Origin of the sequence: Tessaracoccus aquimaris (assembly GCF_001997345.1) — a bacterium.
In the GTDB taxonomy this organism is placed as follows: domain Bacteria; phylum Actinomycetota; class Actinomycetes; order Propionibacteriales; family Propionibacteriaceae; genus Arachnia; species Arachnia aquimaris.
Genome location: NZ_CP019606.1, coordinates 755772 through 768784 on the forward strand (window position 1 = coordinate 755772; position 13013 = coordinate 768784).

The window sequence follows — 13013 nt, forward strand, 5'->3', positions numbered from 1 at the left end:
GTGGCGACCTACAAGGACCTCCAGCGGGCGACCGGGCTGTCGCTGGCGACCATCTCCAAGCACTACAACGGCAAACCGGTGCGCGCCGCCAACGCCGCGGCGATCGAGGAGGCGGCCGCCCGCCTCGGGTTCCGGGTCAACCCCGCCGCCAGGTCGCTGCGCGCCGGCCGGACCCGCGCCGTCGGGGTGGTGCTTCCCGCGCTCGACAATGCCTTCCACCAGGCGATCGTCGCAGGCATCGAACGCCGGTTGCGGTCGGCGGGGCTCAGTCTGATCCTGGGCGTCAGCCACGGCGCCGAGGAGCCCGGGACGGTCGACTTCCTCGTCGACAAGGGCGTCGACGGCATCATCGCCGTCCCCTCGCCCGGCGACGCGGACGCGCTGCGTGCGCAGGCCGAGTCGGGCATGCCGGTCGTGCTCGTCGACTGGTTCGTGGCGGGCATCCCGGGCGGGGCGGTCGGCCTCGATAACCGGGCCGCGGGCAGGATCGCGGCCCTGCATCTGCACGATCACGGGCACCGGAGGGTCGCCGTGATCGGCGGGCCCGCCACCGTCTCGTCGCTGCGGGAACGAGCGGAGGGCTTCGAGACGGCCTTCCCAGGAGAGGCGGTCGTGCACGCCGTCCCCCTCACAGTCGAGGACGGAAGACGCGCCGCCACCAGGGTGCTGTTCGCGGAGCGAAGGCCGAGCGCCGTCTTCACGGCCAACCACGAGCTCACGCTCGGGGCGTTGCAGGCGGTAGCGGACGCCGGGCTCGTGCTGGGGAGGGACGTCTCGCTGATCGGCTTCGACGCGGACGAGATCGCGGGGATCGTGTCGCCGCGGCTGACCACCATCGTCCAGCCGACCGCCGCGTTGGCGGAGGCGGCCGCGGACCAGCTCCTCGCAAGCATCGGCGGAGCGGCCCGCGATCATGCGGGCATCCGGCTCGATCCGGAGCTCATCCCCGGAGGTTCCGTGGCCACCGTGGTGGACCCCCTGACGGATCCGCGTTCGTCGATGCCTCGACCGTGATGTCTACTGTTACGCGACTCCGGTAGGTTGGTACGCATGGTGGCGGTTGCTGAACTCGCAGGTGTGTCGGTCCGACGGGGGAGCGCCGTGCTGCTCAACTCCGTCGAGCTCATAGTCGACGAGCACGAACGGTGGGTCGTGATCGGCCCCAACGGCGCTGGCAAGACCACCCTCCTGCAACTGCTCGGCGCCCAGCTCTACCCGAGCGACGGTGTCGTCGGGCTGCTCGGCGAGGTCGTCGGCGCGATCGACGTGTTCGAACTCCGCCCCAGGATCGGGCTCAGCTCATCCGCCTTCGCCGAACGGATCCCCGCGGGCGAACGGGTCCGCGACGTGGTGTTGTCGGCCGCCTACGCGGTGGTCGGTCGCTGGCGCGAGGACTACGACGAGTACGACCTCGACCGGGCGAACCAGTTGCTCGCGTCCCTTCGCATCGACCAACTCGCCGAGCGGACCTTCGGCACGCTGAGCGAGGGCGAGCGCAAGCGCGTCCAGATCGCCCGCGCGCTGATGACTGACCCCGAACTGCTGCTGCTGGACGAGCCGGCAAGCGGCCTGGACCTCGCGGGCCGCGAGGCGCTGATCGACACCCTGTCGTCGATCTGCCTCGACCCTGCGTCGCCCGCGACGGTGCTCGTGACGCACCACGTCGAGGAGATCCCTGAGGGCATCACGCATGCGCTCCTGCTGAACAAGGGAAGCGTAGTGGCGGCGGGTCCGGTCGGTCTTGTCCTGACCTCGGACAATCTGAGCCAGACCTTCGGCCTACCCTTGAGTGTGGAACTCCGCGACGGACGTTGGAGCGCCAGGAGTCGACGATGAACGAGTTTGTGACGTGGGTGCGCGAGCACCTGTGGGCCGCCTGGGGCGTGCTTGCGCTCGGGCTCGCCGCCGCCGAACTCTTCACCCTCGACCTCACACTCCTGATGCTCGCCTCCGGCGCCGCCATGGGTGGCGTCACGGCACTGATCTTCCCTGGACTTGTCTGGCTGCAGGTGCTCGTCGCCATCGTGACGGCGTTCTGCACGCTGTTCCTGTTGCGCCCCACGCTGCTCGCCAAGGTCCGTAACGCCCCCGGCTACCGCTCCTCGCTCGACAAGCTGGTCGGGTCTGCGGGCTTCGCCACCGCCGCCATCACCGGCTCCGCGGGCGAGGTCAAGGTCGACGGCCAGGTGTGGGAGGCCCGCTCCTACGACCCGTCCGTCCCGATCTCCGCCGGGGAGGCCATCGAGGTCTTCGGCCTCGACGGCATCACGCTCATCGTCTATCCCACTTCGAAGCCGCTCAGCCGCTAGGAGGCAGCCATGCCCGATCCGACACTGATCCTCGTCATCGTCCTTGCCGTGGTGTTGGTGCTCGCGCTCGCCGCGACGCTCAAGATCATCAGGCAACAGCAGGTCGCCCTCGTGGAGCGGCTCGGCAAGTTCCGCAAGGCGCTCGAGCCCGGCCCGCACCTGGTCATCCCGTTCTTCGACCAGATCCGCTACACGCTCGACATGCGCGAGCAGGTCGTCCCCTTCCCGCCGCAGGGTGTCATCACCGAGGACAACCTGATGGTGTCGATCGACTCGGTCATCTACTTCCAGGTGGTCGACCCGGTCAGGGCCGCCTACGAGGCGCAGAACTACCGCGCCGCGATAGAGCAGCTCACGATGACGACGCTGCGCAACATCATCGGCGGCATGGACCTCGAGGCCGCGCTCACCTCGCGCGAGGAGATCAACCAGCGCCTGCGAGCCGTCCTGGACGAGGCCACCGGGAAGTGGGGCATCAAGGTCAACCGAGTCGAACTGCGCGCCATCGAGCCGCCGCCCACGATCCGCGACGCCATGGAGAAGGGCGCCCGCGCCGAGCGCGACAAGCGAGCCCAGATCCTGCTCGCCGAGGGCCAGCGCCAGTCGCAGATCCTTTCGGCAGGCGGCGACCGCGAGGCCGCCATCCTCCGGGCCCAGGGCGAACGCGAGGCGCAGGTGCTGCGCGCCCAGGCGGAACGCCAGGCGCAGATGCTCCGCGCCGAGGGCGAGGCGCAGGCCATCGGCACTGTGTTCGGGGCCATCCACGCCGCCGAACCCGATCAGGCGCTGCTCGCCTACCAGTACATGCAGATGATGCCGAAGCTGGCCCAGGGCGACGCGAACAAGGTGTGGATCGTGCCGTCCGAGCTCAATGACGCGCTGAAGGGGCTCGGCCAGGTGACGGACATGCCGCAGGTGCGCGACTACATCTCGCAGGCCGCGAAGAAGTTCGTGGCGCCCGAGAAGGTCGACGTGCACGCGGAGATCGCGGAGCAGGCCCGCCGGGACCGCGAGCGCTCGAATCAGACCGTGGAGAAGGCCATCGCCGACGCTCAGTCGTTGGAGAAGAGCAACGGCAGGCGCGGCGCGGGAGCCCTGCCGCCTGCCATCGGGCAGAACAGGCAGGAGCCTGCGCAGGTCGAGGCGCCCGCGCCCGAACAGTTGCGGCAACAGGGGGTCGAGTTCCAGCCCCCAGGCCTGGGCCAGCCGCCCGCCAAGCCTTAGTCCGAGGCGGGAGGCTCCGGAGCGGAGTCGCGCAGCCTGCCGGCCAGGATCGAACTGACGATCAACTGCGCCTGGTGATACAGCATCAGCGGGATCACCAGGACGCTGACGATCGGACCGCTGAACAGCACGCTCGCCATCGGTACGCCGGTGGCGAGCGACTTCTTGGTGCCGCAGAACAGCAGCGCGATGCGGTCGCCGCGCGGGAAGCCGAGCCACCCGCCGAGGTGCCAGGTGAGCCAGAACATCAGGGCGAGCAGCACCGCGACGATCACCACCACCGTCAGCAGGTCCTGCAGTTGCAGTTGCCGCCACACCCCGGAGACGCGCAGGTCGGAGAACGCACCGTAGACGATCAGGCAGATGATCGACTGGTCGAGGTAGCGCAGCCTCGCCTTGTGTTTCGCCATGAACTTCGCCGTGGCGAACCGCGAGAGTTGCCCCAGGAAGAACGGCAACAGCAACTGGATCACGACGTCCATCAGCTGGCCGAGACCGACGCTGCCACCCCCTGCGTCGGGGATCATCAGCATCACGAGCAGCGGGGTGAACAGCACCCCGAGCACGTTCGACGCGGTCGCGGACACCATTGCGGAGGCGACGTTGCCGCCGGCCAGCGACGTGAACGTGATCGACGACTGGACCGTCGACGGGACAAGGCACAGGAACACCAGCCCCATCCGGATCGGGCCGGTCGCCGCCCAGTCGGGCAGCCACATCATGGGCAGCGCGATCAGGGGATAGAGCACGAACGTCGTGGCGAGGATCGCCAGATGCAGTTTCCAGTTCTTCAGCCCCGCAAGCGACTCGGCGGCCGAGAGCCGGGCCCCGTAGCCGAAGAACAGCGCGAAGATGCCGACCTTTGTCACGATGTCGAGCACCTCCCCGGAGCGGCCGCCCACCGGTAACAGCAACCCAAGGGCGAGCGCGCCGAGGATGGCCATCAGGTTCGGGTCGAGCTTGAACTTCAACGGTGCTCCTCCAAGCGGGCGTCGAGTACGCCCTGGACGGCGTTGGTGACGACGATCCGTTGGGCGCGGCGGAACTGGTCGAGGCTCAGTTCCGCCTCCGCGACCCGATCCGTGCCGAGCTGGCTCGGATCGGCGAGCAGCGCGGCGCGTTGCACGCCGGGCAGCAGGCCGAGGGTCGCGGGCGGCGTCACCCAGGTGCCGTCCACCAGCGCAAACACGTTACACCGACCGCCCTCGAGCACCCGACCGGCCTCGTCGTAGCCGATGGTGTCGAACGCCCCGACGGCGACGGCCCGCCGCCACGCGTCGTCGAGCGCGGCGCGGTCGTCGGTCTTGAGGTCGGCGTTGGGTCCGGGGTGCCACGCGGCGTCGGCCAGCAGCAGCGTGACGGTACCTGCCTCCCGCTCCAGCGGGCGCCGGGTGACGGTGACCGAGCCGTCGGGTGCCACGTCGACGCCGACCCGCCAGGCTCCTTGCGGCGTGCCCGCGACCGCGTCCTCGATCACCTTGTCCACGGCCGGGAAGCAGAGCCGCGCCGCGGCGGCCGACAGCCGCTCGGAATGCAGGGCCGCGAGCGGTGCCGCGCCGTCGACGACGCGGATGGCCTCCTTCAGCGTGGGCTGTGCGGCGAACCGCGCCTTCAGCAGCGACTCGGCCCACTCGTCCTCGGCCACGCTGTCCGCGACGATCCCGGACCCGACGCCAAGCGTGGCGGCGCCGTCTGCGTCGATCTCGACCGTGCGGATCGCGACGCTGAGGCTCAGCCCGTCCGGGTCGAGCAGGCCGAGGCTGCCCGTGTAGGTGCCGCGCGGGGACGTCTCGGTGCGCTCGATCAGGCCCATGCTGGACAGCTTGGGGGCGCCCGTGATGGAGCCGCATGGGAAGGCGGCGCGCAGCACGTCGCCGGTCGTGACGCCCGCGGCCAGCCTCGCCTGCACGGTGCTCGTCAACTGCCACAGCGATCCGACCCGCTCGACGTCGAACAGGCTCGGCACCGCGACGGTGCCTGGGACGGCGACCCGGCTGAGGTCGTTGCGCAGCAGGTCGACGATCATCAGGTTCTCTGCCCGGTTCTTGGGGTCGGCCCGCAGGAAGCCGCGCGGCGCCTCGGCGGGCGCGGTGCCCTTCATGGGGCGCGCGGTGACGATGCCGTCGCGCACCTGGAGGAAGAGTTCGGGGGAGAGGCTGAGCAGCCACGACGGCGCGGGCTCCGGCAGGTGGGCCACCACCCCGAACTCGGCGGGCTGCCGGTCTCTCAGTTGCAGGTAAGCCCCTACGGGGTCGCCCTCGAGGCGGCCGCGCATCCGGAAGGTGTAGTTGACCTGGTAGCTCTCGCCGGAGGCGATGGCCTCCTGCAGCGCCGCGACAGAGTGGGCGTGCTGCGCCTCGTCGATGTCGGGAGCGAGGCCGGTGATCCGGCCTGGGCCGCCCTCGGGCAGCGCCGTCGGGCTTGACTGGTGGGCGAACCAGTACAGCCCGACCGTCGCGCCGGTGCCCGCCTCGTAGGGCAGCCACGCGAAGCACCGCCACCCGTTGGCCCACCCGTCGGCGAGGCTCTCGTCGACGGCCTCGATCGGGACCCGGTCCACCCGGCGGAGATCGCTCAGCATCAGGAGTCGACCGGCCCGCGCGTCGTCGAGCAGCACGAACGGCCGGGTAGTCATGGCGGCAAGGCTAGCCTGGGGCGGTGCTGATCGAGGTGGACGACCGAACCGACCCGCGCCTGCGCGACTTCGCGGGGCTGCGCGACGCCCAGTTGCGCCGCGACGAGGACCGGTTCATCGCCGAGGGGCTGAAGATCATCGAGCGGTCCTTCGCGGCGGGCTGTGCCCCGCGCGCCATGCTGCTGCAGCCACGCTGGCTGGACGGCCTCGCCCCGCTGCTCGACGCGTGGCCCGACGTGCCGGTCTACGTCGGGAGCGAGGCGCTCATCGAGCAGGTCAGCGGCTTCCACGTGCACCGCGGCGCGCTCGGCTCCTTCGACCGGCCGCGGGAGGCCTCGCTGGGGGAGATGACGAGCGGGCGACGTCTGATCGTGTGCGAGGACATCGTCGACCACGCAAACCTCGGGGCGATCATCCGGGTCGCCGCGGGGCTCGGCTGGGACGGTCTGCTCGTCTCGGCGGGGTCGGCCGACCCGCTGTACCGGCGCGCCATCAAGGCGTCGATGGGTGCCTCGCTCGAACTGCCGTGGCGCAGGATGAACGACGACGGCGAGTTGTACGCGCTGCAGGATGCCGGCTTCCGGCTGGTCGCGGCGACGCTGGCACCGGGGTCTGTCCCGCTCGGCGGCTACCGCCCGGGCGAACGGATCGCTCTGCTGCTCGGCAGCGAGGGCCCCGGCCTGAGCGACGCGTGGCAGCGGGCCGCCGACGACAGGGTCACCATCGAGATGACCGACCGGGTCGACTCCCTGAACGTCGCGACGGCCGCGGCGATCCTCGGCTACGCGCTGCGCTGACGGCTCACGCGGGGCGGGTGCCTCGTCGTCGTGTGGATCGTCGTGCGGTTCGTGCGTGGTGACCCACAGCACGCTGCTGACCGCAAGCCCGATCGTCAGCAGAGCCGCCGTCAGCCAGAACGGCCACGACCGGTCCATGCTGGACAGCCACCCGGAGAACCAGCCGAACGGCGCGGCCACCAGCATCACGCAGGTCCGCTGGATCGCCATCACGCGAGAGCGTTCCTGGCGGTCGACGTGCAGCGCGACGAGGGACTCGGCCAGCATGAAGAGGATGCCCGAGCCGAACGCGTCCAGCAGCAGGCAGCCGGCAAGCATCAGGTACGTGTCGAGGGTCGCCGCGCCGGCAGGCACCGGCACCAACAGCAGCAACACCTGACCTGCCAGGTAGACCGCGAAGCCCAGCTGGGTCGGCCGCTTCAGGTTGTGGCCACCCGTAAGCAACGGGATCAGGGTGAAGAAGAACAGCATCGACAGCAGCGAGCGCACCATCGGGAAGTACGGCAGCAGGTCGTCGGGCACGCCAAGCCTGGTGTTGATGGCGACCTGCCAGAAGGTCCCCGTCACCAGCGTGACGGCCGCCACGATCGCCGAGATGCTCAGCGAGAAGAGCGTGCCCTTCGAGCGGAGGATCAGGCCCAGCACGCCCCGGTAGCCCTTGAGCACGCGCCACAGGCTCACGCCGCGCAGTTGGGCCCTGCGCTGCTCACCGACCGCGGTCTCCTTGGAGTAGCGCCAGAGCAGGTAGACCTTCGCGGTCATCACCACGAAGGCGTTGAGGTACAGGATCCGCACGGCGGGCTCGAGGCCCATCCGGTAGACGAGCAGCGCCGCGATGGGAGCGAAGATCGCCGACATGTCCGCGGCGACCTTGACCAGTGAGTAGACGTGCGGGATCTGGCGTCGGTCGACGTCCTCGACGAGCAGGCAGTCCCAGGAGTTCTGGGTGATCTGCCAGGCGCCGTTGATGAGCGAGGCGACCAGGAACCACCAGAAATTCTGCGCGAACGCCCAGATCAGGCAGGGCAGGGACCAGGCGATCAGGTCGAAGATCGCGGTGGTGTTCCTGCGCCCCAGCTTGTCGGTGATCGCGCCGCTCAGCAGGCCGAAGACGACCTGGGAAAGCGTCGAGATGGTGGCGAGCAGGCCGATCTCGGAGTCGTTGAGCCCGAGGGCCAACATGAACACGGATGCGTAGGGCAGCACCAGGGCCATCGAGAGGCCCCACATGGGTTCGGTGTAGACGCTGGCCCGCCCGTTCCCGCGCAGCGAGAGCAGCGTGCCGAGCAGCCCGGTGCGGGCTCTCTGCATGACAATTCCTCAGGACTCGGCGGCGCTGAGCGCCGGACTCAGGCCTCCACGGGCTCCGGGGTGGCGATCTTCTTCTTCGGCGTCACGGGCCAGTCGTCGGGGTAACGGAACGCCAGCTCCGAGACCTTCTTGTCGAGTTGGCGCCGCGAGCGGGCCGAGAGACGGTCACCGAAGACCATCCCGTTGAGGTGGTCCGTCTCGTGTTGCAGGCAGCGGGCCAGCAGGCCGGTCCCCGTGACCGTGATCGTGGTGCCGTCGGTGTCCTGGCCCGTGCACGACGCGTTGTCGGGGCGCGCGAGGCTCTGATACCCGCCCGGGTAGGACAGGCATCCCTCCTCGGCGGCCTCCAGGTTGCGGTCCTTGCCCTCGGGCAGCGTCACGACCGGGTTGCAGACCACGCCGAGCTGGATCCGGTCGTCCGCGTCGGGGCACTCGTAGATGAACACCGCGAGGTCGACGCCGACCTGGGTCGCCGCGAGCCCGACGCCGTCTGCCGCGCGCATGGTGGCGAACATGTCGCGCACCAGGGTGTGCAGTTCGTCGCCGAAGTCGGTCACCGGGCGCGTCTGCGCGTGCATGACCGGGGCGCCCCATCGGGTGATGGGCAGGACCTTGCCACCCTTTGTCAGGTCGGCATCGGTCATGGTGAACCTCCAGGGTCTCGGGCGGCTGCGGCGAGGCCAAGTATGCCGCACCGCGTGTGCTGGTCGCCTCCGCATCCCGGGTGCGCAAGACTGGCGGCCATGGAACCCAGCCCGGGATGGCGAGCCCTCATCGAGGAGTATGCGGCGCATCTCGACGCGGACCGTGGCCTGTCCGCGCACACGGTGCGCGCGTACACGGGCGACCTCCGCGAACTGGCCACCCACTTGCAACGGGAGGCGCCGGCCGTGACGCTTCCCGCCCTGCGCGGTTGGCTGGCCGACCTGACCGACGAGGGCGCCGCCTCCGCCACGATCCAGCGCAGGGTCGCAAGCGTGCGCGGGTTCTTCTCATGGGCGGAGGCCGAGGGGCATCTGGCCGCCGACCCCGCGGCCCGGCTGAAGGCCCCGAAGAAGTCGCGCCGGCTGCCGAAGGTGCCCTCGGGGGAGGCCCTTGGCGCGACCTTCGGGTCCGCTGAGGCTCGGGCCGCCGAAGAGGGCGACGCGATCGCGCTGCGCGATCTTGCGCTGCTCGAGGTGTTGTACTCCAGCGGGCTGCGCGTGTCGGAGGCGTGCGCGCTGCGGTTGCGTGACGTCGACCGCGACCGGCGTTCCCTCGCCGTCTTCGGCAAGGGAGGCAAGGAGCGCACGGTGCCGGTCGGCGTCCCGGCGCTCGCCGCCGTCGACGCGTGGCTGAAACGCAGGCCGGAGGTCGCGCGGCCGGACAGCCCCGACACGGTCTTCCTCGGGGCGCGCGGCGGCGCCATGGACCCGCGCGTGGTGCGGCGGGTGGTGCACGAGGCGACCCGTGCCGCGGGCCCTGGCGCCGAGACGGGCCCGCACGGGCTGCGTCACGCAATGGCCACCCACCTGATCGAGGGAGGGGCCGACCTGCGGAGCGTGCAGGAGATGCTCGGCCACTCCTCGGTGGCGACCACCCAGATCTACACGCACGTGACCACCGAGCGGCTCCGCACCGCCTATCGCCAGGCGCACCCACGCGCCTGAGCCGACACCGCCCGGACACGTTCAGCCGCCCAACGTCAGGGGATCGACGAGCCGACCGCCCCGCCAGGCCATCCAGTGCAGGTGACAGCCGGTGGACAGCCCCGTCGTCCCGACCGCTCCGATCCGTCCGCCCGCCTCGATCCGCTGCCCGACCGCGACCGAGACCGACGGCAGGTGGTTGTAGGCCGTGACGAGGCCGCCCCCATGGTCGAGGAAGACCCGCCACCCGTAGGCCGGGTTGTAGTACGCCCGCGTCACGGTTCCTGCAGAGGGGGCGACGATCGGGGTGCCGCACGGGGCGGCGATGTCGGTGCCGTCGTGCAGTTTCCACACCCCGGTGATGGGGTGGCGGCGCATGCCGAACGGCGAGGACGACCGACCCGCCACAGGCAGTCCGCCCAGGCGCGCCGCGGGCAGTGTCGCCTCGGCGATGCGCGGCGGGGGAGCGGGTTGCGTGCCGTGCGGCACCAGCCTGACCGGTGGGGCGGCCAGGAAGCTCAGTGGGTCCGCGTAGCGGGTGCCGTCGGTCAGCCCCCAATGCAGGCAGCCGGCTGAGCAGTGCCCGGAGGTGAGCATCCCGAGCGGCTGCCCCGCATCGACCCGGTCGCCCTTCGCCACCGCCGCGACGACCGGTTGGTAGGTGGTACGCCAGCCGTTGCCGTGGTCGACGCTGACGGTCGGCACGCCCGCCACCAGCCCAGCGAACTGCACCACCCCCACGGCCGCCGACCGGACCGTCTCACCGGGGCTGCCCCGCAGGTCGACGCCGCGGTGGCCTGCCTCGAACCGACCCACGTCGTCGAAGCCGCGCGCGACGCCTCCCGCAACGGGGGGCGTCAGCACAAGGCCCTGCGCGGAGGCGGGCGACGCGGGCCAAACCAGCAGCAGGGACGCGACGAGGATCAGGGACAGCCGCACGGTGGTTCGCATGCCTCGTTCTTCGCCCCGGCAGCCGCCCCCTTTCACGGCACCAGGAACCTGTGGACAAGGGCGCCGCTCCGGTTTGTGGCCGGTCGTCGCGCCGGGGTAACATGGCCGGGCAACCTTCACGGGTTGACTTCGCATGTGTTTCTGACGGGCGACCGTCGGCTCCCGCGTGGTCCCGCCTCACGGCGGGTGCGGGCGTCAGGCACATCAGGCAAAGGCCCTCTCAAGGGGTCAACGATCAACCACGAGTGGGCCGCGTGCCCACGCTACACAGGCGGGCGCACCCGCCGCGAAAGGAACGGCCATGGCCGTCGTCACCACCCGTCAGCTGCTCGAGGCAGGCGTCCACTTCGGTCACCAGACCCGTCGTTGGAACCCCAAGATGAAGCGATTCATCTTCACCGAGCGCAACGGCATCTACATCATCGATCTCCAGCTTTCGCTGCGCTACATCGACAAGGCTTACAACTTCGTCAAGTCGACCGTCGCCCGCGGCGGCCAGGTCATGTTCGTCGGCACCAAGAAGCAGGCCCAGGAGGCCATCGCCGAGCAGGCCACCCGCGTCGGGATGCCCTACGTCAACCAGCGTTGGCTCGGCGGCATGCTCACCAACTTCCACACCGTCACCAAGCGGATCCAGCGCCTCAAGGAGCTTGAGGGCATGGACTTCGCCGACGTCCCCGGCAGCGGCCTCACCAAGAAGGAGCTCCTGCAGCTCGAGCGTGAGAAGAACAAGCTGGAGAAGACCCTCGGCGGCATCCGTGACATGGTCCGGGTTCCCCAGGCCGTGTGGATCGTCGACACCAAGAAGGAGCACCTCGCCGTTGACGAGGCCCGCAAGCTGAACATCCCCGTCGTCGCGATCCTCGACACCAACTGCGATCCCGACGAGGTCGACTACGCGGTGCCCGGCAACGACGACGCGATCCGTTCCGTCGCGCTGCTCACCCGCATCATCGCCGACGCCGCCGCCGAGGGTCTGATCGACCGCTCCTCCGGCCGCACCGGTGAAGAGGCCCAGGCTGAGCCCATGCCCGATTGGGAGCGCGAGCTGCTCGCCACCGACCAGCCCTCCGCCGTCGCCGTCGAGGCGACCGACGCGCAGGCCGATGAGCTGGCCGAGGCCGCAGGCGAGACCGTTGAGACCGTTGAGGCCGTCGAGGCCCCCGCTGCCGAGGCCGTCGAGGCCCCCGCTGCCGAGGCCGTCGAGGCCCCCGCTGCCGAGGCCGTCGAGACTCCCGCCGTCGAGCTGGCCGAGGCCGCCGATGCGCTCGAGGCGGAGGCCAAGCCCGAGGCCACCGAAGCCAACTGATCCACCACCAACACGGATAGAAACGAGTATCCATGGCAATCACTGCCGCTGACGTGAAGAAGCTCCGCGACGCCACCGGCGCGGGCATGATGGACGCCAAGAAGGCCCTCGTTGAGGCCGACGGCGACTTCGACAAGGCCATCGAGGGGCTGCGCATCTCCGGCCTGGCCAAGGCCGCAAAGCGCGCCGACCGTGAGGCGACCAACGGCATCGTCGCGGGCCGCGACGGCGCCCTGGTGCAGTTCGCCGCCGAGACCGACTTCGTCGCGAAGAACGCCGAGTTCGTGGGGTTGGCCGAGGAGATCCTCACCGCCGTCCTCGCCTCCGGCGCTACCGACGTCGCCGCCGCCAACGAGGCCGCGCTTGCCTCCGGCGTCAAGGTCGTCGACGCCGTGCAGGAGCTTGGCGTCAAGATCGGCGAGAACCTGTCGGTGGCCAACGTGGCCAACTTCGACGGAGCCACCCACCTGTACCTGCACCGCCGCGCGGCCGACCTGCCCCCGCAGGTCGGTGTGCTCGTCGAGTACAAGGGCAGCGAGGATCTCGCCCATCACGTCGCGCTGCAGGTCGCCTCGATGTCGCCCCAGTGGGTCAACCGCGAGGACGTCCCGGCCGACCTGGTCGAGAACGAGCGTCGCATCGCCGAGGCCACCGCGAAGGAGGAGGGCAAGCCCGAGGCCGCCCTTCCCCGCATCGTCGAGGGTCGCGTCGGCGGCTACTACAAGGACGTCGTCCTCGTCGACCAGGCCGCGGTCTGGGAGGACAAGAAGTCCGTCGGTGACGCCCTCAAGGACGGCGAGACCGAGATCGTGCGTTTCGTGCGGTTCGCGATCGGCGCCTGAGCGCGTT

Annotated in this window: 12 protein-coding genes and 1 pseudogene; 8 read left to right on the forward strand and 5 right to left on the reverse strand. The window is 70.3% G+C overall.

Going from position 1 to position 13013, the window contains the following annotated elements:
• From BW730_RS03560 to BW730_RS03575, 4 genes are read left to right on the forward strand one after another with little or no spacing between them, the layout of a single operon-like run.
• Nucleotides 1-1014, forward strand: coding sequence for a LacI family DNA-binding transcriptional regulator (locus tag BW730_RS03560; RefSeq protein ID WP_077685048.1), 1014 nt, complete (start codon nt 1-3; stop codon nt 1012-1014).
• Nucleotides 1015-1050: 36 nt separating this feature from the next.
• Nucleotides 1051-1836, forward strand: coding sequence for an ABC transporter ATP-binding protein (locus tag BW730_RS03565; RefSeq protein WP_077685049.1), 786 nt, complete (start codon nt 1051-1053; stop codon nt 1834-1836).
• Complete coding sequence (locus BW730_RS03570; protein ID WP_077685050.1) at nt 1833-2309, forward strand: NfeD family protein; 477 nt, start codon at nt 1833-1835, stop codon at nt 2307-2309. Before BW730_RS03565 ends, BW730_RS03570 begins: the two co-directional genes overlap by 4 nt.
• A gap of 9 nt (nt 2310-2318) precedes the next feature.
• A complete protein-coding gene (locus tag BW730_RS03575; RefSeq protein ID WP_077685051.1) occupies nt 2319-3533 on the forward strand; it encodes an SPFH domain-containing protein in 1215 nt (404 codons plus the stop codon).
• Here BW730_RS03575 and BW730_RS03580 read toward each other — a convergent pair.
• The gene (locus tag BW730_RS03580) at nt 3530-4477 is read right to left on the reverse strand and encodes a bile acid:sodium symporter family protein (protein WP_077687505.1); all 948 of its coding nucleotides are present in this window, start codon (nt 4475-4477) and stop codon (nt 3530-3532) included. The two genes, BW730_RS03575 and BW730_RS03580, sit on opposite strands and share 4 nt — an antisense overlap.
• A gap of 23 nt (nt 4478-4500) precedes the next feature.
• Entirely contained in the window at nt 4501-6168 is a 1668-nt protein-coding gene (locus tag BW730_RS03585; protein ID WP_077685052.1) for a bifunctional chorismate-binding protein/class IV aminotransferase, read from the reverse strand.
• A gap of 23 nt (nt 6169-6191) precedes the next feature.
• On the opposite strand from BW730_RS03585, the gene BW730_RS19025 reads away from it, so the two are divergent.
• Nucleotides 6192-6965, forward strand: a complete 774-nt coding sequence (locus BW730_RS19025) for a TrmH family RNA methyltransferase (RefSeq protein ID WP_226997186.1) — start codon at nt 6192-6194, stop codon at nt 6963-6965.
• Between the two features lie 66 nt (nt 6966-7031).
• Here BW730_RS19025 and BW730_RS19030 read toward each other — a convergent pair.
• Together BW730_RS19030 and def are read right to left on the reverse strand one after the other, a co-directional pair.
• Nucleotides 7032-8276, reverse strand: a pseudogene (locus tag BW730_RS19030) (MFS transporter); the annotation flags it as partial.
• A gap of 38 nt (nt 8277-8314) precedes the next feature.
• Nucleotides 8315-8920, reverse strand: a complete 606-nt coding sequence (def, locus tag BW730_RS03595) for a peptide deformylase (RefSeq protein WP_077685054.1) — start codon at nt 8918-8920, stop codon at nt 8315-8317.
• Nucleotides 8921-9019: 99 nt separating this feature from the next.
• Between def and BW730_RS03600 the strand changes: the two genes are divergently transcribed.
• Nucleotides 9020-9925: a tyrosine recombinase XerC gene (locus tag BW730_RS03600; RefSeq protein ID WP_077685055.1), complete on the forward strand. Its 906-nt coding sequence runs from the start codon at nt 9020-9022 to the stop codon at nt 9923-9925.
• Nucleotides 9926-9946: 21 nt separating this feature from the next.
• Here BW730_RS03600 and BW730_RS03605 read toward each other — a convergent pair whose 3' ends face one another.
• A complete protein-coding gene (locus BW730_RS03605; protein WP_077685056.1) occupies nt 9947-10855 on the reverse strand; it encodes a peptidoglycan DD-metalloendopeptidase family protein in 909 nt (302 codons plus the stop codon).
• A gap of 301 nt (nt 10856-11156) precedes the next feature.
• On the opposite strand from BW730_RS03605, the gene rpsB reads away from it, so the two are divergent.
• Nucleotides 11157-12164, forward strand: a complete 1008-nt coding sequence (gene rpsB / locus BW730_RS03610) for a 30S ribosomal protein S2 (RefSeq protein WP_077685057.1) — start codon at nt 11157-11159, stop codon at nt 12162-12164.
• A gap of 32 nt (nt 12165-12196) precedes the next feature.
• A complete protein-coding gene (tsf, locus tag BW730_RS03615; protein ID WP_077685058.1) occupies nt 12197-13006 on the forward strand; it encodes a translation elongation factor Ts in 810 nt (269 codons plus the stop codon).
• Nucleotides 13007-13013 lie beyond the last annotated feature (7 nt).

Coding starts and splice junctions, on each gene's coding strand:
- BW730_RS03565 (WP_077685049.1), top strand. CDS start 1,051: ATGGTGGCGGTTGCTGAACTCGCAGGTGTGTCGGTCCGACGGGGGAGC.
- BW730_RS03570 (WP_077685050.1), top strand. CDS start 1,833: ATGAACGAGTTTGTGACGTGGGTGCGCGAGCACCTGTGGGCCGCCTGG.
- BW730_RS03575 (WP_077685051.1), top strand. CDS start 2,319: ATGCCCGATCCGACACTGATCCTCGTCATCGTCCTTGCCGTGGTGTTG.
- BW730_RS03580 (WP_077687505.1), bottom strand. CDS start 4,477: ATGGCCATCCTCGGCGCGCTCGCCCTTGGGTTGCTGTTACCGGTGGGC.
- BW730_RS03585 (WP_077685052.1), bottom strand. CDS start 6,168: ATGACTACCCGGCCGTTCGTGCTGCTCGACGACGCGCGGGCCGGTCGA.
- def (WP_077685054.1), bottom strand. CDS start 8,920: ATGACCGATGCCGACCTGACAAAGGGTGGCAAGGTCCTGCCCATCACC.
- BW730_RS03600 (WP_077685055.1), top strand. CDS start 9,020: ATGGAACCCAGCCCGGGATGGCGAGCCCTCATCGAGGAGTATGCGGCG.
- BW730_RS03605 (WP_077685056.1), bottom strand. CDS start 10,855: ATGCGAACCACCGTGCGGCTGTCCCTGATCCTCGTCGCGTCCCTGCTG.
- rpsB (WP_077685057.1), top strand. CDS start 11,157: ATGGCCGTCGTCACCACCCGTCAGCTGCTCGAGGCAGGCGTCCACTTC.
- tsf (WP_077685058.1), top strand. CDS start 12,197: ATGGCAATCACTGCCGCTGACGTGAAGAAGCTCCGCGACGCCACCGGC.